The organism is Arthrobacter sp. alpha11c (assembly GCF_054149985.1).
In genome coordinates, this window is the sequence record NZ_CP196747.1 from 3,364,853 (window position 1) to 3,383,658 (window position 18,806).

The 18,806-nt window shown below is 62.3% G+C and carries 20 protein-coding genes; 10 read left to right on the forward strand and 10 right to left on the reverse strand.

The window, feature by feature from the left end; translation table 11 throughout:
- Positions 1–129: 129 nt before the first annotated feature.
- A complete protein-coding gene (locus tag ACTAQJ_RS15425; RefSeq protein ID WP_498697391.1) occupies positions 130–1,734 on the forward strand; it encodes an HNH endonuclease in 1,605 nt (534 codons plus the stop codon).
- A gap of 57 nt (positions 1,735–1,791) precedes the next feature.
- Here ACTAQJ_RS15425 and ACTAQJ_RS15430 read toward each other — a convergent pair whose 3' ends face one another.
- The 3 genes from ACTAQJ_RS15430 to ACTAQJ_RS15440 form a co-directional block, all read right to left on the reverse strand.
- The gene (locus tag ACTAQJ_RS15430) at positions 1,792–2,127 is read right to left on the reverse strand and encodes a hypothetical protein (protein WP_431117585.1); all 336 of its coding nucleotides are present in this window, start codon (positions 2,125–2,127) and stop codon (positions 1,792–1,794) included.
- A gap of 37 nt (positions 2,128–2,164) precedes the next feature.
- Positions 2,165–3,172: a LysM peptidoglycan-binding domain-containing protein gene (locus ACTAQJ_RS15435; protein ID WP_498697393.1), complete on the reverse strand. Its 1,008-nt coding sequence runs from the start codon at positions 3,170–3,172 to the stop codon at positions 2,165–2,167.
- 97 nt (positions 3,173–3,269) lie between these two features.
- A complete protein-coding gene (locus ACTAQJ_RS15440; protein WP_498697395.1) occupies positions 3,270–4,025 on the reverse strand; it encodes a class I SAM-dependent DNA methyltransferase in 756 nt (251 codons plus the stop codon).
- A 110-nt stretch (positions 4,026–4,135) separates the two neighbouring features.
- Between ACTAQJ_RS15440 and ACTAQJ_RS15445 the strand changes: the two genes are divergently transcribed.
- Complete coding sequence (locus ACTAQJ_RS15445) at positions 4,136–4,522, forward strand: hypothetical protein (protein WP_498697397.1); 387 nt, start codon at positions 4,136–4,138, stop codon at positions 4,520–4,522.
- Entirely contained in the window at positions 4,522–4,722 is a 201-nt protein-coding gene (locus tag ACTAQJ_RS15450; RefSeq protein WP_431117580.1) for a YegP family protein, read from the forward strand. The genes ACTAQJ_RS15445 and ACTAQJ_RS15450 overlap by 1 nt, the downstream gene beginning before the upstream one ends.
- A 73-nt stretch (positions 4,723–4,795) precedes the next feature.
- On the opposite strand, the gene ACTAQJ_RS15455 is transcribed toward ACTAQJ_RS15450, so the two are convergent.
- The 4 genes from ACTAQJ_RS15455 to ACTAQJ_RS15470 all read right to left on the reverse strand — a co-directional run bounded on the left by ACTAQJ_RS15455 (position 4,796) and on the right by ACTAQJ_RS15470 (position 9,816).
- Complete coding sequence (locus ACTAQJ_RS15455; protein WP_431117579.1) at positions 4,796–7,159, reverse strand: glycoside hydrolase family 65 protein; 2,364 nt, start codon at positions 7,157–7,159, stop codon at positions 4,796–4,798.
- A gap of 29 nt (positions 7,160–7,188) precedes the next feature.
- Positions 7,189–7,920, reverse strand: a complete 732-nt coding sequence (locus ACTAQJ_RS15460; RefSeq protein WP_442016348.1) for an HAD family hydrolase — start codon at positions 7,918–7,920, stop codon at positions 7,189–7,191.
- Between the two features lie 8 nt (positions 7,921–7,928).
- A complete protein-coding gene (locus ACTAQJ_RS15465) occupies positions 7,929–8,930 on the reverse strand; it encodes a LacI family DNA-binding transcriptional regulator (protein WP_477515798.1) in 1,002 nt (333 codons plus the stop codon).
- 262 nt (positions 8,931–9,192) lie between these two features.
- Positions 9,193–9,816 (reverse strand): alpha/beta hydrolase, encoded by a 624-nt coding sequence (locus ACTAQJ_RS15470; protein ID WP_498697401.1) that lies wholly within the window; start codon positions 9,814–9,816, stop codon positions 9,193–9,195.
- 25 nt (positions 9,817–9,841) lie between these two features.
- Here ACTAQJ_RS15470 and ACTAQJ_RS15475 point away from each other — a divergent pair, with 25 nt between their 5' ends.
- Positions 9,842–10,291, forward strand: a complete 450-nt coding sequence (locus ACTAQJ_RS15475; protein ID WP_498697404.1) for a helix-turn-helix transcriptional regulator — start codon at positions 9,842–9,844, stop codon at positions 10,289–10,291.
- Positions 10,292–10,301: 10 nt separating this feature from the next.
- Positions 10,302–10,703: a VOC family protein gene (locus tag ACTAQJ_RS15480; RefSeq protein ID WP_216922497.1), complete on the forward strand. Its 402-nt coding sequence runs from the start codon at positions 10,302–10,304 to the stop codon at positions 10,701–10,703.
- 109 nt (positions 10,704–10,812) lie between these two features.
- Here the strand turns inward: ACTAQJ_RS15480 and ACTAQJ_RS15485 are convergent, their stop codons facing one another.
- The 3 genes from ACTAQJ_RS15485 to ACTAQJ_RS15495 all read right to left on the reverse strand — a co-directional run bounded on the left by ACTAQJ_RS15485 (position 10,813) and on the right by ACTAQJ_RS15495 (position 13,545).
- On the reverse strand, positions 10,813–11,958 hold the full coding sequence (locus ACTAQJ_RS15485) for a glutamate--cysteine ligase 2 (RefSeq protein WP_498697406.1): 1,146 nt from the start codon (positions 11,956–11,958) through the stop codon (positions 10,813–10,815).
- Between the two features lie 39 nt (positions 11,959–11,997).
- On the reverse strand, positions 11,998–12,339 hold the full coding sequence (locus tag ACTAQJ_RS15490) for a hypothetical protein (protein ID WP_498697408.1): 342 nt from the start codon (positions 12,337–12,339) through the stop codon (positions 11,998–12,000).
- Positions 12,340–12,750: 411 nt separating this feature from the next.
- Entirely contained in the window at positions 12,751–13,545 is a 795-nt protein-coding gene (locus ACTAQJ_RS15495) for a GAF and ANTAR domain-containing protein (RefSeq protein WP_498697410.1), read from the reverse strand.
- Between the two features lie 174 nt (positions 13,546–13,719).
- On the opposite strand from ACTAQJ_RS15495, the gene ACTAQJ_RS15500 reads away from it, so the two are divergent.
- The 5 genes from ACTAQJ_RS15500 to ACTAQJ_RS15520 all read left to right on the forward strand — a co-directional run bounded on the left by ACTAQJ_RS15500 (position 13,720) and on the right by ACTAQJ_RS15520 (position 18,750).
- A complete protein-coding gene (locus ACTAQJ_RS15500; protein WP_498697411.1) occupies positions 13,720–14,148 on the forward strand; it encodes a hypothetical protein in 429 nt (142 codons plus the stop codon).
- A gap of 69 nt (positions 14,149–14,217) precedes the next feature.
- Positions 14,218–14,418 carry a hypothetical protein gene (locus ACTAQJ_RS15505; RefSeq protein ID WP_498697413.1) on the forward strand — a complete coding sequence of 67 codons (201 nt, stop codon included), beginning with the start codon at positions 14,218–14,220 and terminating at the stop codon, positions 14,416–14,418.
- Between the two features lie 500 nt (positions 14,419–14,918).
- Entirely contained in the window at positions 14,919–15,710 is a 792-nt protein-coding gene (locus tag ACTAQJ_RS15510; protein ID WP_498697414.1) for a DeoR/GlpR family DNA-binding transcription regulator, read from the forward strand.
- Entirely contained in the window at positions 15,707–16,693 is a 987-nt protein-coding gene (locus tag ACTAQJ_RS15515; protein WP_442016340.1) for a 1-phosphofructokinase family hexose kinase, read from the forward strand. The genes ACTAQJ_RS15510 and ACTAQJ_RS15515 overlap by 4 nt, the downstream gene beginning before the upstream one ends.
- Before the next feature lie 2 nt (positions 16,694–16,695).
- Positions 16,696–18,750, forward strand: coding sequence for a PTS fructose transporter subunit IIABC (locus ACTAQJ_RS15520; RefSeq protein WP_498697417.1), 2,055 nt, complete (start codon positions 16,696–16,698; stop codon positions 18,748–18,750).
- Positions 18,751–18,806 lie beyond the last annotated feature (56 nt).

The following is an 18,806-nucleotide window of genomic DNA, read 5'->3' on the forward strand; positions in this document are numbered from 1 at the left end:
CCTAATTCACGGTGCTGGGTGAACACAGGGAGGCATGGTTTGCACCCCCTGCACAAGACATTTCAGGGGTTTTCCACATAGGCGCTTTGGCCCACCGATAATGTCTGCGGCTGCTGGAAGAGTAGGGGTATGGAGCGGAACCGAGAAAGCCAAGCAGCTATGGAGGCTTCTGCTGTGCCTGGTTCCGTGCCCATGATCGCTGGATCTGGGGGCTCGGGATCCCCGGCTTCCGACGTTGGGGATTTGCTTGCCACTCTGGGCGCTTTCCGGGTCGGCGCAGGTAGCAACGAGCTGATCGATCAGATTCGTGGCCTGGAAGACGTGAAGTCAGCGATCGCTGCCGTGCAGGCGCGAGCGTCGGTCGCGTTTGACCTTGCCCAGCGCCGTGAACAAGCCACCGCCGATGTGCCAGCCGCTGAGCAGGGGCAGGGTGTGGGTGCACAGATCGCGTTGGCCCGGCGCGAATCACCCAACAAAGGCTCCCGGCTCCTCGGACTCGCCAAAGCACTGGTCTCGGAGATGCCCCGCACCATGGCCGCCCTGGAAACCGGACACTTGAACGAATGGCGGGCCACCCTGCTCGTGAAGGAAACAGCATGCCTCTCCATCCAGGACAGGGCCGCCGTTGATGAGGAGCTCGCCCCCGACACCGGAACCTTCGACGGCGCCGGAGACAAAACCATCATCGCCGCCGCACGAGCCGCAGCCTACCGACGCGACCCCCGCTCCATCACCCAACGCGCCGCCCATGCCGCATCCGAACGGCACGTCAGCCTTCGCCCCGCCCCGGACACCATGACGATCCTCACCGCACTGCTCCCCGTCGCCCAGGGCGTCGCCGCTTACGCCGCGCTCACCCGTCACGCCGATTCGGCCCGCTCCGGCGGGGACACCCGGAACCGCGGTCAGGTCATGGCGGACACCCTCGTCGAACGCCTCACCGGCACCCCCGGCGGGATCAGCGGGATTGATCTGCAGCTCGTCATGACCGACCGCACCCTCTTCCAAGGCGACAGCGAACCAGCACGCCTCCAAGGCTACGGAATCGTCCCCGCCGAGTGGGCAAGAACCCTCATCGCCGGAGGACGGGCCGGGCCAGATGCAAGGGTCAAAGACGCAGCCGAGGAGCAGGCCAAGGACGGCGAGGGGCAGGCCGAGGTGAACGCGGAATCCACGGCGGGCCGGAAGGACTTCAAAGTCTTGCTCCGCCGGCTCTACACCGCACCCGCCAGTGGTGAATTGCTGGCCATGGACTCCAGAGCACGGATCTTCCCAGCCGGGATGAGACGCTTCATCGAAACCCGGGACGACACCTGCCGCACACCCTACTGCGACGCGCCCATCCGCCACATCGACCATGTGGTTCCCTGGCACAACAGCGGCACCACGAGCCTTGCCAACGGCGCCGGACTCTGCGAAGCCTGCAACCACACCAAAGAAAACCCCGGCTGGAACGCAAAAACAATCCCCGGCGGCCGACATCAACTGGAAATCAGCACCCCCACCGGACACAGATACCAATCCAAAGCCCCACCACTGCCAGGGCACACTCGCTCTCCGGCAACTTCACCGCCACCGTCTTCACGGGCCCCGTCTTCACTGGCACCATCTTCACTGTTGCAGGCAGAGGCGCCCGCAACAGCGTCATGGTCACCAACTTCGCCTGTTACCCACTTTTCCATGGCTGGGATGCTGTTGGAGAACGTCTTGCCGCACCGCACCAGCTGGAACTGACACCAGAGCGGATGGGGCACGAGGACTACTCCGAACGAGGGCCACCGTGAACAAGGACTACGCCGAACAAGCGTCCTTCAATGCCTGGACCGACTCAGCCGGGACGTCGTCGCCAGCCTCAGCAATCTGGTTCAGCGGGGTGGTGATTTCGGCGGGAACACCGGCTGTGCGGGCAGCAGTGACCAGCCCACCGAGTACCTGCTTGTCCTCAACACTCACCAATCCGTCCTGGACCACAGCACAAATTTGTTTGTTGACTTCCTCGGCAGCAGCAGTGGCCACCTTCGAGGCTGCTTCGCTGGCAGCATTCCCGGCGGCTTCCTCCACGGAGCCGCAGCCGGCGAGGAGGAGAAACAGGGGGACGGCGGACAATGTTGCAAGGCGGCGATTCATGCGTTCCAGCCTAACAATCCCCACCGGAGGCTCGTTTTCACCTATTAATGGGTTTGTTGATGGCAAGGCTTATTGTTTGCCCGGGCACGAGTTCGCCGGACGGCGTGTCCTGGAACTCATACCAGGTACCGGCGTCGCCCTTAAGCGGCCGGTTGGCCGACCTTAGGTCGGTGATGCTGAACCGGAAAGAGATCTGGCGTTCCGTGTCCCCCGGCGCTGTCGTGTACGTGAGCGGGATGCCTTCGGCATCGGCAGTGAAGGTGCCCTGGGCGCCGTCGATCTTCAGTTCACCTGGCATCAGACGCACCCTGGTGCCGGTGGGAATCGGCTTATCTGCAGCCAGGGCGGGGTTGTAACTAAGCAACTGGGCGGTGGTGGACCGGAATTTGTAACCCAGGCTGTCGAAGGAATCGCCGTCCACCGTGGTGTAAAAAATAGTCTGGCCAAAGGAGTTATTGACTGTTGCACCAGTACCGGACCTGCTGTCCACCAGCTTCTTTTGCAACTCAATGACCTGCCCGGCCCGGATGAAGTACGTGTTTCCTTTCTCGTATACATACGGGACTTTATTAGCTTCTGCCAGCTGTTCGTCACTTATTCCAAACCTGTAGGTAATCCCACCAAGCGTGTCGTCAGCCTCAATTGTGTATCTCACGGGAATCCCGTTGGCGTTTTCCGTGGCGACACCCATTGCCCCAGTAATCGGTCCGGCCGCAGGGATCAGGCGGAGCCTCGTACCGGCTGCGAGCGCACTTCCTGCATCGAGCCCGTTGAACTGCGCGAGCTTAGCGGTTGAGAGCTTGAAGTTGGCCGCCACGTTGGCGAGGGTGTCGCCGTCGACCGTTGTGTAGTAGTCGGCGTTTCCGAAGGAGTCGGCCAGGGTGGACCCCTTGAGGGCGGACTTTTGGGGGTCGGTTGCCGATTCAGCAATGGCACTCGGCGCCGCAGCGGAGGCCTCGGGCGTGGGCGGATCGTAGGTGCAGGAGACCAACCCCGCGGAGAGGACAACCGCGAGCAAGGCGGCCTTCACGTTGTATTTCATCATTTCCCCCAAAGCACCGACCCGGCCGCCATCCCAACAAACCATCAGAGCATAGAGGATGAACCTGCAAAGAACCGGGAGAGGTGCCTTGGGCGACGGCCTACTGCCGCGTCAGCCGGTACACCGATACATGGCTCCGTGACTCGGCGGTGAATTGGCTGCGATCCCAATCGGCCCATCGGGACTCAAGCTCAAACCCGGCTATGCGCGCCATGAGGTCCAGCTCGCTCGGCCAAACGTATCGGTGTGGTGTCCGATCGATACGTGCGGCCCGCCCATCGGATAGTTCCGGGCCGAATCGCACGTGATGCGAGATGACGTGCTGCTTGAGCACGTCATAGCTGTCCACCAGAAGATACCCGGGCTCGCTCACTTCAACTGTTCCTCCGTGTCCGGGTGGGAGTGAGCGAAGCTGTGGCACCCAGAGCTCAATGACGAACCTTCCGCCGGGTGCAAGATGGCTGGCAGCGTTCTGGAAGCAGGTGATCTGCTCGTCCTGGGTCAGCAGATTGGCAATGGTGTTGAACACCAGGTAGGCAAGCGAGAAGTTGGTGCCCACCTGTGCCAAGGTCATATCGCCCTGAACCACTGGAATCCGGTCCTCGCCCACTTTCTCCCGTAATCGCGCGATCATCGCGTGGGACAGTTCGATGCCGCTGACCCGGACGCCCGCCTCGAAGAGGGGGATGGCCACCCTGCCCGTACCAATCGCGAACTCAACGGCGGGACCGTCTCCCGCTAGTTCCGAGAGGACCTCCACCGTGGGCCCAAGCACCTCAGGGGAGAACATTCCTTCGCCGGGGGTGTCGTATTGAGTGGCGGCTTCCTCGTCCCAGACCTGTTGCTGGTTGATCATCCTGCCACTATTGCAGATCACGTAATGATTGACATGACATAACTCACATTCTGTAAGCTTGATTGAAAGTCACGCAGCCGGCTTCCCTCGATCTATTTCGGGAGGTCCGCATGGCCCCCAATCCCCTCAAATCCGAGATCCTCCTCGCACATGGAGCCGCGTCTTCCGCGGCTGCTGTCGCTCGAAGAAGAGCAGCAGGACACCATGTCGCGCCCAACAAACCCGACGCCCTCCTCGGGGCGATAGCCGTACGGCAGCTGTTTCATCGGTGGCCCTTGGTTCCGTCCCGCGAGCTTGAACGCATCCGCCACGTCCTCATCCATTGCGATCAGCTGGGCTCGGCTGATACCCATCACTTGTCCGAGCCGGCACAAGCGCTCCTGGAGCTCATCAACAACGAGTTGGATCGGCGTCGTTCACTTAGTGATCAGCATGCGACCGAAACACAGGCGGCCGATACAGATCCGGCAGAGGCAATGCAGCGGGGCGCCGCTTAGTGGCGGGGCACTTCGAAGTCTTTGATGCCACTGACGGCGACTGCAGGGTCCGCCTCGTCGATGACGACGGGATCGAACTCGCGCTCACCGTCACTTATCGGGACAAAGGCGCAGCAGCCAAGGCTATTTACACGCTGAGGGAAATCGCAGCGAGTGGCCTCATTGAGGACCACACGTCTACGTATCCCTCGCCTCACTGAGGCGCATTAGCGGTTGTTCCCACGGCGGGGAACAACCGCTAATGCTGCACCCAGTCCAAAGAGCCGTGCCGGTCTACGCCCGAACGATCGGCAGTCCTGCCGTTGGGAAGACGCTGGGAAAGATCGACGGCGGCGGGACGGGTACCGTGTCCAGCGGCACCGTGATGGTGTCCGCGCTGACGGTGACGTCGTGATCCCGAACCCGAATCAGCATTGGCTCATCGCTGTAACCAGCACCTGTAACGAGCGCCAGCGCGATGGATCCCTGAACGAGTCCCACAGACAGCAAACGACCACGGACCTTGAGCCGGAAGGAGAGGCCTTCCCACTCCACGGGCAGCCGCGGATCGAATCGCAGTACCTCGCCCTGATCACGCATTCCGGCGAAACCGCAGACCAACGAGCTCCAAATTCCGCCGGTGGAGGCGATGTGGACGCCATCGATCGTGTTGCCGTGTGAGTTGTCCAAGTCAATGAACAACGCTTCGGTGAAGTGCTTCAGCGCGACGTCGCCATACCCAACCTCGGCAGCCATGATGCCCTGCACGCAGGCGGACAGGGTGGAGTCGCCGGTGGTGATGGGATCGTAGAAGTCGAAGGCCCGCTGCTTTTCCTCGGCTGAGAAGTCCTGCCACTGGAGGAACATAGCCAGCACGGTATCGGCCTGTTTAAGGACCTGGTGCCGGTAGATCACCAACGGGTGGAAGTTCAGCAGAAGCGGGTACTTGGATTTGGGCGTATTCCAATCCCACGGCTCCAAGGTCATGAAGTCGTTGTCCTGGCTGAAGACCTCCAGGTGGGGATCGTAAGGCAGGGACATGCGCTCGGCAGCTTGGCGCCACACCAAACGTTCGGTGTCAGCGATGCCTTCGTGTTCCAAGGCAGCCGCGGCACGGAGGTTAAACCGGGCCATGACGTTGGTGTAGAGGTTGTCGTTGACCACGGCGGTGTATTCATCCGGCCCGGTGACACCGTGAATGTGGAAGAGGCCATCCTTGCCGAAGAAGCCCAGAGAGACCCACATGCGCGCCGTCTCAATCAGCAGGTCGGCACCGATGTCGGAACGGAAACTGGCGTCGCCGCTGGCCCATTCGTAGCGGTTGGCTGCAAACGCGATGGCCGCTGCGATGTGGAACTGGGCTGTTCCAGCCGCGTAGTAGGCACTCGCTTCCAAGCCATTGATGGTGCGCCATGGGAACAGGGCTCCGTCCACGCTGAGCTCCTTGGCGCGGACACGCGCGTCCGGAAGCATGGCGTGCCGTGACTCGAGCACTTTCCGGGCACCGTCGGGGTTGGTGTACGTCAGATACGGGAGGAGGTAGACCTCTTGGTCCCAGAAGTAGTGGCCCTCATACCCGGAACCACTGACGCCCTTCGCCGGAATGCCGGCGACACCGGCGCGGGCTGTTGCCTGCGCGAGTTGGAAGAGGGCCCACCGCACGGCTTGCTGGAGTTCGGGCTGGCCGCCGATGGAAACATCCGCGGTGGTCCAATACTGGCTGTAGTGGGCTTGGCTCTGAGCGAGGATTTCGGAGAATGGCACCAGGTTGGCCTCGGCGTCCGCCGCCAGGCTCTCGCCGCCGTCGTCATCATCCGTCAGGGTGCGCCCGGCCACGACGTAGCTGACCGTTTTTTCCAGACGGAACGCTTCGCCGCTGTTGATGGCCAGGACGTAGCGGACGGATGATTCGTCCTCTGCCACGACGGTCTCGAAGGGTTGGCCTTCGGCGGAGATCCAGTGATCCACCGCCATCGCGATCCGCTGACGGGATTCCGAGGTCTCCCACGCCAGGCGCAAGGAGCCATCGGCGCCGTGGAGGTGCAACGGCAGCAGGACACGGCCTGCGTGCCGACCGGATCGCCGGGGGTCGTGGACCGAGTGGTCCTCCACAGGCTGGTCCTGGCGGTTTACGACGCCGGAAACGATGTCCGCGGATACGTCCCGGTCGGCGCTCACGGACAGTTCCAGGCCAAGACATCCGCGCGAATCGAACCCGACGGCGCGCCGCTCCACCGTGGTGACGGTAGCGCCGGAGCGGCAAGCCCACGTGGTGGTTTCCTCATAGACACCTGTGGAGAAGTCCACACTCCGGTGGTAGTCCAGCACCGTGGATTCGGCCAGGCTCAGGGCCTCGCCATCGATGGATACCGTGAAGTTATTGGCGTCCGGGACGTACACAATCCGCTGGCCGGTGCGCGCAAAGCCGTACGCATTCTCGGCGTGCTTGATGTCCCAGATCTCGTGGAAGCCGTTGATGAACGTGCCGGGAAGTTCGCCGTCGCCACGCGTGGAATGGGCGCCGCGGACGCCAAGGTGGCCGTTGCCAAGGGCGAACAGCGTTTCCAGGGTTCCCTCGTCACCGGGGACGTGGATACTTTCCACGAGCTTCCAAGGCTCGCAGGGAAAGCGCAGCCGATCAGAGCTGATGAGTGCCATGGGCTAAAGAGATCCTTCGAAAAGTAGGGTCAGAGAAGATCGTTGAGGTCATCGACCACGAGGGTGGCGCCGGCGTCGAGCAGTGTTTGGCGGCCAGCGCCGCGGTCCACGCCGATGACGGCCTGGAAGTTGCCGGCACTGCCGGCCTGCACGCCGGAAACGGCGTCTTCCACCACGATGCATTCCTGGGTGGGGACGTCCAGCAAGGACGCCGCGTAAGTGAATGTGGCCGGATCCGGCTTGCCGGGAAGTCCGACGGCGGCGGCTACCTGGCCATCGACGACCACCGTGAAGTGGTGGTCGAGTCCGGCTGCCTTCAGTACGGCGGGGGCGTTCCGTGAGGAGGACACGACGGCGACCTTGAGTCCCAGCTCGAGCGCGGCGTTGATGAACTTGACCGAGCCGGGGAAGGGATCGACGCCGCGGGTGTCCACGATCTCGTTGAAGATTGCGTTCTTGCGGTTTCCCAGGCCCTGCACGGTTTCATTCGTGGGGGCGTCATCCAGGGGGCCTTCGGGCAGCGTGATGCCGCGCGAGGTCAGGAAGTCCCGGACGCCGTCGAAGCGTGGCTTGCCGTCGATGTGATCGAAGTAGTCGCTTTCCTGGTATCCCTGCGGGTGCCCGGCATCGGCGAGGTAGGAGTCGAACAGCTCCTGCCAGGCCTGCTCGTGCACCACGGCAGTGGGCGTCAGCACGCCGTCGAGGTCGAACAAGAGCGCCGAAGCGCCAGTCCAGGCATTACGAAGATCAGTCATGTGCATAGTTCCGTTCAGCGCTTGTGGCGCGTGGTTTTGCGTTCGATGAGCTTGGTATCGAGCAGGTGATTGGAGGGTGGGTTGGGGGGATCTGTATTCAAAAGTCGTTCGCACAGCAGGTTCGCCGCGAAGGCACCTTGGTCGGCAACGGGTTGCGCCACAGTGCTCAGTCCAAGGAACCAGCTCATGGGGTGGTCATCGATTCCGATCACGGAAACGTTTTTGGGCACGGACAGACCGTGCTCCCGCAAGGCCATCAGCGCGCCGAACGCTGCTTCATCACAATGGGCGAACACGGCAGTGGGCCGTGCGCCGCGGGTGATGAGTTCGGTCATTGCCCGGCGGCCGTCGTCGATGCTTGGCCCAGCAGCCACCACAAGGTCCGGGTGGACGGTGAGGTGGTGTTCATCCAGTGCACGCCTGAAGCCGTGGAACCGTGGGGTCTCAGTCGCAACGGAGTGTTCATTGCTCGAGAGGACGGCCAAGTCCCAATGGCCCAGCCCCAGCAGGTGTTGGGTGGCCTGCCAAGCTGCGTGCTCGTCATCGATACCAACATTGTCCCACGGAACATTCCGCATGCCCACGCTGGCGACTGGCAGCCCGGAAGCTTCCAAGGCTTCCACTTCCTCCGGGTCGAGGTCAACATTGAGCAGCAGCAGCCCGTCCACCCTTTGCGCCAATCGTTCAAGATCGCCGAAGACTTGCTTCCGGACGCTGGTCTTGTTGCGAAGGCTGATCAGGACGGTGTCGTAGCCGCTGTCGCCGAAGACCTCTTCTGCCGCTTCCACCGCCTGCGCGAAGAACCAGGCTGTGGCGGTGGGGGCGATGATGGCCACGGAACCCGTGCTGCCACCGGCCAGTCTTGATGCCGCTGCCGAGGCTTTGTAGCCCAGCTTGTTTGCGGCTTCCGCCACTTGCCGTTGGGCCTTTTCGGAAACGTTGGGGAGATTCCTCAGGGCCCTGGACACCGTACAAATGGACAACCCGGAGAGGACTGCAACGTCCTGGATTGTCACCCTGTGAGTCCTAACCATGCAACACGGCCTCAACCCTTTCCATACTCGATTACACGTTGGGAGAACGGCACTGCGCCCCCGGGGAAACTCCCACATTGGGACGGCCGCAAGCCAAAAGTGTAAGCGCTTACAATTTTGTCATTCAATAGTGTGTGGCCGAATGCGAATTTGTGACGCGAATCTCACGGAAAGGTTGATTCTCAGGGGCTGATGCCGTCTAATCCGGAGCCTGTTCCAGCGACTCAGCGCCCGTTCAGGACCGTCAGTTCCCGTTCAAGACGTAATACCGAAGGAACGCGCTGACATCCACAAGCTCCGGCGGCTCGATCCTGTGCCCCATCCCCGGGTAGGTGCGCGCCGTCAGGGCTACGTGGGATTCCAGCCACTCTTCGGTGTGCGCGATGGCGTCTTCGTTGATCACCGGGTCTGCCTTGTCACGTCCCCAAAAGAACGCCGGAGGCGAATCAAAGGATTCGCTCAGCGCCAGGAGGTCGTTGTCAAGAACGAAACCGGACAAACCAACCGTTGCCTTGAAAGCGTGGGGCCGCAGCCGCAGGAGCGTGCTGGCCATGGCCATTCCCTGCGAGTAGCCGAGCAGGCTGACGCTGCTGTGGTTCTCTTTCACGGTGTTGATCCAGTTGAAAACGGAGTTGGTGGACGTGATGACATCGGCGAAGTCGTTCGTCAGGAAGTAGTCCAGGAGGAACCAACCGTAGTGGTCACCGATTTCCTTCGGGCCGCGAAGGGCCGCGCAGGTGAATTCCGCGGGAAGAGACGGAAACAGGTCCACCATGCGCTGCTCGCTGGTGCCGTAGCCGTGCATCATCACCAGCAACGGGGTGCCCCCGCGCTGGTTTTCGGGCTTCGACCAGACCACTGAATCCATGGGACGAGCCTAGTAGACTGGCCCCATGACTCCGCAGGAACTGGCCAACCTGGCCCATCTGCGGCGCGCCCGCGATTTTATCGATCGCGAGTACGCGCGGCCTTTGGATGTGCCCACCATGGCAGCCGGCGCCCTCATGTCCCCCGCGCATTTCTCCCGCCAGTTCAAGGCCGCGTACGGTGAATCGCCCTACAACTACCTCATGACCCGACGCATCGAACGGGCCATGGCCTTACTGCGGAGCGGAACCAGCGTTACTGATGCTTGCATGGAGGTGGGCTGTACGTCCCTGGGTTCCTTCAGTTCACGTTTCACGGAGATCGTCGGCGTGACGCCCAGCGAATACCGCTCACGCGAGCACCACGCGGTGAAGGCGATGCCCACTTGCATCGCGAAGCAGCAAACGCGCCCTGAAAGAAACGGCAATAAGAACCTGAGCAGGATTGAAGAAGCGCCCGCCTCACAGCTGCAATAGCGTGTGAGACATGAACATTTCATTGAAGTACGCACACGTCACTGTCAACGATGTCGATGAGTCGCTCGCCTTCTACCGCGATGCCCTCGGCCTGGAAGTCCGGAACGACGTCGGCTCGGACGGCCAGCGCTGGGTTACCCTCGGCAGCGATGCCCAGCCCGACCTCGAACTCGTTCTGTCCCCTCCACACGCCGGCCGCTCGCAGGCTGATGGCGACGCCATCCAGGAGCTGCTCACCAAGGGCGTCATGCCCATGCTCGTGTTCAACACGGACGATCTCGACGCCACGTTTGAAAAGCTGCGGGCCTCCGGCGCCGAAGTTCTCCAGGAGCCGATTGTGCAACCTTGGGGTCCCCGCGACTGCGCCTTCCGCGATCCGTCCGGCAACATGATCCGCATCAATCAGGGCTAAGGCCCAAGCATAAGTACGACGACGGCAGGCCAGCCGCGCGCTTACGGAACCTGTCGCCGTCGTGCTTTCCGCAGTACGGTCGTGCTTTCCGCAGTACGTCAGTCCTGAGTTAGTGGCTCACCAGCCCAGCGCTCGACCGTTCGCCGTACTCATGCGTCGATGCGATGGCGGCAGAAACGACATCGGAGAGCCGAAGCCGCCGGTTATAGGCCTGTCGCTGGAGGCGTTCACCCGTGCCGCGGCGCAGGATCTTCGCCACGCCGGACCGTGCGAGTGCCAGGTCCCCGGACTTAGTCAGCGCCACGCGGACGTGCCGTAACAAGGCCCCGGCCACATCGGCGGCAGGATAGGGACGGTGGTCCAACGGGTGAATCAGTTGATCGTTGATGCCAAAGCGGCTGGACCGCCAGTTGGCCATGCGCAACAGGCTGGTCAAAGCGTCCGACGGCGGCTCCCCCTTCCGCCATTGTGTCGCCGCAGTCTCCACCAAAGCCCGGGCAATCACCGCGATCGTGAGGGCGTCTTCGGCGTACAAGCAGACGTCGGCGATGCGGAGTTCAACGGTGGGGTGGCCTCTTGAAAGGCGTGCATCGAAGTAGATCATGCCCTCGTCCAAGGGGACGCCTGTGCCCAGGAGGTTCGCGAGCACCGCACGGTAGCCTTCTGCCGAGCCGAAGACATCCATAGGTCCGGCCGTGGGCCATCTGTTCCAAATTTGGGTCCGGTAACTGGCAAAGCCTGTGTCCGAGCCCATCCAAAACGGAGAATTGGCACTCAAAGCAAGGAGCACGGGGAGCCATTGGCGCATCCTGTCCAGGACGCCCACGCCTTCATCCGGCGATTCGATGGCCACGTGGACGTGGAATCCACAGGTGAGCTGCTCGCGCGAAATAAGGCCGAACTCGGTTCCCATGGTTGCATAGCGTTGATTGCCCAGGGTGGGCGTCGCGTGGAATTCCGGGGGTGTGGCCAAGGCCGCCACCCTGGCTCCCAGGGTCCGCGCAGCCGAGTCGGCCAACGCCCGTCCAAGGCGGATCTCGTCGCGAAGCTCCGCTGCGGTCCGGCAAGGCCGGGAATTCACCTCAATCTGTTCCTGTTTGAACTCGGACTTGAGGGAGTCCCCGGCTTCCGGATAGTTTGCCGTGTTCATGTGGGGTTGGGCAGCTACGTCCAAAATGCCGGCAGCAAGCGGAAGCGGCATCCCGTCAACGGGATCTGCGATCAGCAACTCTTCCTCGACGCCAAACGTGCGCATAGCCACCCCTCCCCGCAGTAATGAAATTAGAGGCCGCGGTTAGCCCACGTGGCGCGGAACCTCCATCTGGAAACCGCAGCGGCAATGGAGCACCTGCGTTTGCAGGTAGACCTCGAACAGGCTCGGGCCGCCCGGATCGTCAGTGCTCCGGGGTGGCTCGATGATGCTCTCTGAGGGGCGTCCCAACGTCATGGGCTCGCCGCAATGCGTGCAGCTGAACCATAGGCCGGCTGCGGACGTAGACAGGAATTCGGTTTGGATCTCCGGTACGAGTTCGGCCAAGGGCACGGGGTGGGCGTAAAACGTATCGCACTCACTGCAGGTGTAGCTGACTTCAACGATTTCGGACTGGTTCGGTTCTGCTTCTACAACGGGTCTCAACGAAAATGTACGAATCAGTATCGCAAACTGTGCACCAGGGCCGTGTGGCGGTGTCAAAAGTTGCGGGTTTCGCCCCAACCATGGGTTTAGGGGCGGGAATAGGGGATCCAAGCGTCATTGCCATTCTCCTTTATGCACGTATCCACCGCGAGGTGGGGTCCGACAACATATTGAATCGCGTCGGGAGAAGCTGATTGCTCCTCGAGGAGGCCTGCATGGATGCACGCGGCGAGCCGGCCGATTGTGGCCACAGCTTAAGGTGCAGTTCTTGTACCATCTTGGATGGCTTCATGTCATGAGGCTCCAAGGGCTATCTGCTTAACCCACCTATGAATGTAGTTCATTAGTGGCGGGCGTCACAAGTGTGCAAGGTCCGACGGGTCCTCGACGGGGCCTCCAGATGCCGCGGATCTAGGGCTCAAAGTGGGCGACGGGAGCTTCGTCCGCCACAGCCTTGATGAGCTGCTCAGCCACGTCCCTGAGTTTTTGGTTGCGACCATTGGAAGCCTTGGTGAGGATCCTGAACGCCTCATCCTGGCTACAGCGGTTTTGGCCCATGATGATGCCGCAGGCCAAGTCAATCACTGTCCTGGACTGCATTGCTGCCTGAAGGTCATCAGCATGCTGCTGCTTGATGCCAATCCTCACGGCCAGCCTCAGGGAACGCTCGGCCTGGCTGGCGTACAACTCACAATTCCGGATTGTCTCGTCGTCGTAGACATTGGCCTTCGGGGCAAAGAAGTTCAGGGCTGCCGTTGCCCCCTCATCCAACTCCAGCGGGACACAAAGGGCTGAAAGGTGCCCACGCTCGGCGATAACAGTGCAGTACTCGGACCACCTCTCCTCGGTGGAAGTATCGGGCACATGCACTGTGGTGTGACTGCGCATGGCCTCCAGGCACGGGCCATCACCGTAAGCTTGCTGAACTTCATCGATCAGCCTCGCTTCATGGGTATTTCCGGCCACGGTGGCGGTGCGGCGTCGCCTGCTCAAAGTGATGCCGCACAGGACGTCCAGGCCTACGGCTTCGGAAACGGAGGCCGCGGAGAAGACGGCAAGATCATGCAGGAATCCCGCTACATCATCGCTGTCGATCACCAAGTCCTGAAGTTGTTCAGGCACCGAAACATCGTCAAGCGATGGGACAGTATCCGGCGGCGCTGGGACATCGTCCGGCACCGCAAAATCAACGTTCATTTCGTCCATGATTCAGTTTACGATCGTCCGGAGCCAACTCGTCACTCCTGGAAGAACAAGCTCCAGAATCCTTGCATCTCCCGTGCACCTATGTGCACAATCTAGCTAGAGTCCGCTTTGCCGGACAGGTTTTACAGCTCATGCAGACGGGCACCCCGCATTAACAATGCAGAGGTAAATCCCATGTCGGCCCAGCCCGCATCCAGAGTTCCCGACGAAGCCCACCAGCCAGACGAACCCCTGTGGTGTACACACTGCAATACTGACCAGCATTTGGTGGTGGATTCGATCCAGTCCCACCACCCTCCCGCCCCAAACACTGTAGATGTGGCCTACGAATGCCGCGCCTGCAACTACTCATACGACCAGACCGCCACGGTACAAAGGGTGGCCGTCGTCCTGAACCGCCCCGGGGTTTCCCAGGGAATACTGCAGTTCGGGGGCCAGTACTTGCATTGTGGGGAACCCATGAGGACCAGTAGTTGCGAGCTACGGCGGATCCAGGCCCCGCTTGTCCTGAAACCTGGGGGCCAACTACGCATGTACGAGGTCATCATTAACACCCGCATCCTCGGCTGCCCTTGCGGCTTCCACATGGAAATCCCGGACTAGATGCGGTCATCAGGCGCCATGAGCAACGAAACCAGTTTTAACAGAGGTAGAGGAACAGGAAGGGAAAACATGCAGACCGATTCAAAGAAGGACGAGTCTCCAGTTACCGGGACTGATCACAGGGCGGTTGGAAAGCACAAGCTTCCGGATCCACCGGATCCGGACAATCTTCCCATCGACTACCTCGCCTCGGGGTGGGACACCAGCAGGTACTTCCCAAGTGTCACGCGCGAGCTTCATCGGCGCGCCACCCACTTACGGGGCGCTTGACCTTGAGTGACTTCCCACCGGACCCGTCGCATCCCGATCCCACCAGAGAGCCCGGGCCCACACCCGAGCCGGTTCCCCTGCCGGAGCCAGGGCCTCCGCCAGTACCGGACCCGACGCCGGGACCCACAGTGCCGTCACCACCGGCACGGCCAGGTACTGGACAACCGCCCGGACAACCACCTGGACAACCCCCTCTTTAGAGGGTTTCCAACCCCATAGACCGGATCCCGCCAAATCCCCCAGTCGGGATCCGATGGAAGGGCATGTCGCACTACAGGGAGTGCGGCATGCCCTTTGGCGTGCCCGGAAGCCACGCAACAGCGGAACCGCCCAACCGCATTGCCAAGACTGAACAGCCCACCAATGCAATCTTTGTTTATGTTGGTTTCTATTGACTTACCAACACAAACAAAGATAGAGTCAAGCAATTCCACATCGTTGTGACAGCAGTCACCTGATGTGGCTGCACTGACAAATGGCTTTACCGCAATGGAGGGTAAGTGTTCGCTGAAGAGCGCCAACAACTGATCTCCGCACTCGTCGCCGAGCGCGGACGGGTGAGCGTCACTGACCTCGCCGACCGTTTCAGCATCACCACTGAGACAATCCGCCGTGATCTCGCAGCTCTCGAAGTTTCGGGGAGCCTGCGCCGCGTTCACGGTGGGGCCGTCCCTTCGGACCGCTTGAGCACCCGCGAGGAAAGCATCCTGGAGCGCGCCATCCAGCGCCAGTCCGAGAAACACCGCATCGCAGCTGCCGCACTCGCCCTGATTCCGGAACTCACCACGGGCAGCATCCTGCTGGACGCCGGCTCCACAACCGAGACCCTCGCAGACCTGCTCGCCCAGCGGACACCCGCAGCCAACGGCAACGAAGAGCTCGTGGTCATCACCCACGCCATTCCCATCGCGGGCAAGCTCTCCTCCACAGCCGGCATTGCCCTCCAAATCCTGGGTGGCCGGGTCCGCGGGCTGACCCAAGCCGCCGTCGGACAGTCCACGGTGGAGGCCGCCTACAAGCTTCGTCCGGACATCGCCTTCGTCGGCGCAAACGGCATCCACTCCGTCTTCGGGCTGAGCACGCCCGATCCTGAAGAAGCCGCGGTAAAAGCCGCCTTCGTCAAGTCAGCCCGCCGCGTTGTGGCATTGGCCGATTCTTCCAAGCTGGACGCCGAGACATTGGTCCAGTTCGCCACCCTGAAGGATGTTGACACTTTGATTACAGACAGTGAACCCTCCGCTGAACTCAGCGCAGCCCTGGCCGAAGCCGGCGTCGACGTGGTGATCGCATGATCGTCACACTGACCGCCAATCCAAGCCTGGACCGCACGGTCGAACTTCCGGCACCGCTCGCCCGCGGCGAGGTACAGCGTGCTGTCGCCGTCCACCAGGAGTCGGGCGGAAAAGGCGTCAACGTTTCCCGCGCACTGGTGGCTTCCGGCCTCGAAACACTCGCTGTGCTTCCGGGCGCTGACTCGGATCCGGTACTTTCCGGACTGCACGACGCCGGTGTGCCGTTCGCGGCACTGCCCATCGGTCAGGCGCTACGCAGCAACGTCACCCTCACCGAACCGGATGGCGTCACCACCAAGATCAACGAACCCGGCCCGGAGCTGAGCGACGAACAGCAGGAAGCCCTGATCGGGCTGCTGCTGGAGCGCTCCCGTGGCGCCAGCTGGGTGGTTCTCGCAGGCTCGCTCCCACCAGGAGTGCCCGCGGATTTCTACGCCACAATCGCTCGTCGGCTCCGGTCGAACACAGATGGAACGGCCATCCCCGGCATCGCCATCGACTCTTCCGGGGCTCCGCTTGCGGCCGCTTTGAAAGGCGATGCCGCAGGTAAACCCGATCTCCTCAAGCCCAACGCGGAAGAGCTCGCAGAGCTCGCTGCCGCTGCCGGTTTCACCATCGTCTCAACCGCTGACGAACTGGAAGCAGACCCGGCAAAAGCCGCCCAAGCTGCTGCCGCCGTCGTCGAAAGCGGTGTGGGCGCCGTTCTGGCAACACTCGGATCCAAGGGCGCAATCCTGGTGACGGCTGATGGGGCGTGGCTTGCCACGCATCCCCCCATCCAGGCCGTCAGCACGGTGGGCGCCGGGGATTCTGCACTGGCCGGCTACTTGCTGGCTGCTACCCAAGGCGGTTCCGCTCAGGACTGCCTTCGTCAGGCCGTGGCACATGGTGCCGCTGCTGCTTCGCTGCCGGGCTCCACTGTCCCTGCAGTCCACCAGACAACCCCCAACGCCGTAACCATCACGGCCCTCCAGAAGGACTAACAGTGACCCAGCTGATCACACCCCAATTGGTCATCCTCGACCAGAACCTGGGCGACTCCCCTGCCGACGTCATCCGCGTCCTGGCCGGCAAAGTCGCCGCCGCTGGCCGTGCTTCCGAGGTTGAAGGGCTCTTCACGGATGCCTTCGCCCGCGAGCAGAAGACCGCTACCGGCGTCCCCGGCGGCATAGCGATTCCGCACTGCCGCTCGGCCGCAGTCACCGAGCCCGCCCTTGCCATGGCCCGCCTGTCCCACAAGGTGGACTTCGGCGCCAAGGACGGCCCGGCTGACCTCATCTTCTTCATTGCCGCCCCGGACGGCGCTGACCAGGAGCACCTGAAGCTGCTCTCCAAGCTGGCCCGCTCCCTCATCAAGAAGGACTTCACGGCAGCGCTGCGCGCAGCAGCCACCGAGCAGGACATCGTGGACCTCGTGGATGGGGCCTTGGCGGACAAGCCGGCCGCTCCGGCCACTGAACCTGCTGCGGCACCCGCTGCTGCTGCGGCCACTGCCGGATCAACCACGACGGCGGCTGCCGCACCCAAGCGCATCGTCGCCGTGACCGCCTGCCCAACCGGCATCGCGCACACGTACATGGCGGCTGACTCGCTCGTTGCCGCAGCCCAGGAAATGGGCGTGGACCTCCAGGTTGAGACCCAGGGTTCTTCCGGTGCCAAGCCGCTGGATCCGGCCATCATTGCCGCTGCTGACGCAGTGATTTTCGCGGTCGACGTGGACGTCCGTGGCAAGGAGCGCTTCGCCGGGAAACCGGTCATCAATGCTCCGGTCAAGCGCGGCATCGATGAGCCCACCAAGATGGTCCAGGAAGCGTTGGCTGCTGCGGACGACCCGCACGCCCGCCGCGTCCCGCACTTCGGTGCAGAAGAGCAGGCAGAGCGTGCTGCTGAGGAAAAGGGCGAGCACATCGGCCAGAAGCTGAAGCGCGCACTCCTCACGGGTGTTTCATACATGATCCCGTTCGTAGCGGGTGGCGGCCTATTGATTGCCATCGGCTTCCTGCTTGGCGGCTACGACATCACGGGCTTCGCTGACAAGATGCTTGTTGAAAACAGCATCTTCAACCTGCCCACCGAATTCCCGAACAACGCATGGGGTCCGCTGGGCGCCTACATCGGTGCTGTGCTCTTCAAGATCGGCGCACTGTCCCTCGGATTCCTGGTTCCCGCGCTGGCCGGCTACATCGCTTACGCCATCGCTGACCGTCCCGGCATTGCCCCCGGCTTTGTTGCCGGCGCTGTATCCGGGTTCATGGGCGCAGGCTTCCTTGGGGCCATTGTTGGTGGTCTGCTGGCCGGCTACATCGCCTTCCAGATCGGCAAGCTCGATGTTCCCCGCTGGCTGCGTGGCCTGATGCCTGTGGTCATCATCCCGCTGCTCGCCTCCCTGGTGGCCTCCGGCCTCATGTTCCTGATCCTCGGCGCGCCGATCGTGGCACTGACCAAGGCACTCAACACTGGCCTTTCGGGCCTGACCGGCGCTGGCGCCATCCTCCTCGGTGTCATCCTTGGCCTCATGATGTGCTTCGACCTCGGTGGCCCTGTCAACAAGGTTGCCTACTCCTTCGCTGTTGCCGGCCTCGGCACGGCAACGGTGGCAAACCAGGCACCCTGGCAGATCATGGCCGCAGTGATGGCAGCGGGTATGGTTCCGCCGCTCGCCATGGCCCTGGCTACTGTGCTGGACAAGAAGCTGTTCTCCTTGGCTGAGCGTGAAAACGGAAAGGCCGCCTGGCTTCTGGGCGCATCCTTCATCTCCGAGGGCGCTATCCCGTTCGCAGCTGCAGACCCGCTCCGCGTCATCCCTGCCAGCATGGTGGGTGGCGCCGTAACCGGTGCCCTGTCCATGGCATTTGCGGTCACGTCCAAGGCTCCGCACGGTGGCATCTTCGTGTTCTTCGCAATCGACAACTTCCTGTTGTTCTTCCTGTCGATCGCCGTCGGTGTGGTCATCACCGCCCTCCTTGTGATTGCCCTCAAGCGCTGGGCTGTCCGCAAGCCGGTTGAGGCCGAGGCAGTTCCCGTCCCGGCAGGCGTCTAAGCGCCGCCCGATACCCCGTCAGCCCAACAGCACCCAAGCAATCAGAGGACCAGATA

Excerpts from the sequence above, each read along its gene's own strand:
- ACTAQJ_RS15425 (WP_498697391.1), top strand. The coding sequence starts at position 130 with ATGGAGCGGAACCGAGAAAGCCAAGCAGCTATGGAGGCTTCTGCTGTG.
- ACTAQJ_RS15430 (WP_431117585.1), bottom strand. The coding sequence starts at position 2,127 with ATGAATCGCCGCCTTGCAACATTGTCCGCCGTCCCCCTGTTTCTCCTC.
- ACTAQJ_RS15435 (WP_498697393.1), bottom strand. The coding sequence starts at position 3,172 with ATGATGAAATACAACGTGAAGGCCGCCTTGCTCGCGGTTGTCCTCTCC.
- ACTAQJ_RS15440 (WP_498697395.1), bottom strand. The coding sequence starts at position 4,025 with ATGATCAACCAGCAACAGGTCTGGGACGAGGAAGCCGCCACTCAATAC.
- ACTAQJ_RS15445 (WP_498697397.1), top strand. The coding sequence starts at position 4,136 with ATGGCCCCCAATCCCCTCAAATCCGAGATCCTCCTCGCACATGGAGCC.
- ACTAQJ_RS15455 (WP_431117579.1), bottom strand. The coding sequence starts at position 7,159 with ATGGCACTCATCAGCTCTGATCGGCTGCGCTTTCCCTGCGAGCCTTGG.
- ACTAQJ_RS15460 (WP_442016348.1), bottom strand. The coding sequence starts at position 7,920 with ATGCACATGACTGATCTTCGTAATGCCTGGACTGGCGCTTCGGCGCTC.
- ACTAQJ_RS15470 (WP_498697401.1), bottom strand. The coding sequence starts at position 9,816 with ATGGATTCAGTGGTCTGGTCGAAGCCCGAAAACCAGCGCGGGGGCACC.
- ACTAQJ_RS15475 (WP_498697404.1), top strand. The coding sequence starts at position 9,842 with ATGACTCCGCAGGAACTGGCCAACCTGGCCCATCTGCGGCGCGCCCGC.
- ACTAQJ_RS15480 (WP_216922497.1), top strand. The coding sequence starts at position 10,302 with ATGAACATTTCATTGAAGTACGCACACGTCACTGTCAACGATGTCGAT.
- ACTAQJ_RS15485 (WP_498697406.1), bottom strand. The coding sequence starts at position 11,958 with ATGCGCACGTTTGGCGTCGAGGAAGAGTTGCTGATCGCAGATCCCGTT.
- ACTAQJ_RS15495 (WP_498697410.1), bottom strand. The coding sequence starts at position 13,545 with ATGGACGAAATGAACGTTGATTTTGCGGTGCCGGACGATGTCCCAGCG.
- ACTAQJ_RS15500 (WP_498697411.1), top strand. The coding sequence starts at position 13,720 with ATGTCGGCCCAGCCCGCATCCAGAGTTCCCGACGAAGCCCACCAGCCA.
- ACTAQJ_RS15505 (WP_498697413.1), top strand. The coding sequence starts at position 14,218 with ATGCAGACCGATTCAAAGAAGGACGAGTCTCCAGTTACCGGGACTGAT.
- ACTAQJ_RS15515 (WP_442016340.1), top strand. The coding sequence starts at position 15,707 with ATGATCGTCACACTGACCGCCAATCCAAGCCTGGACCGCACGGTCGAA.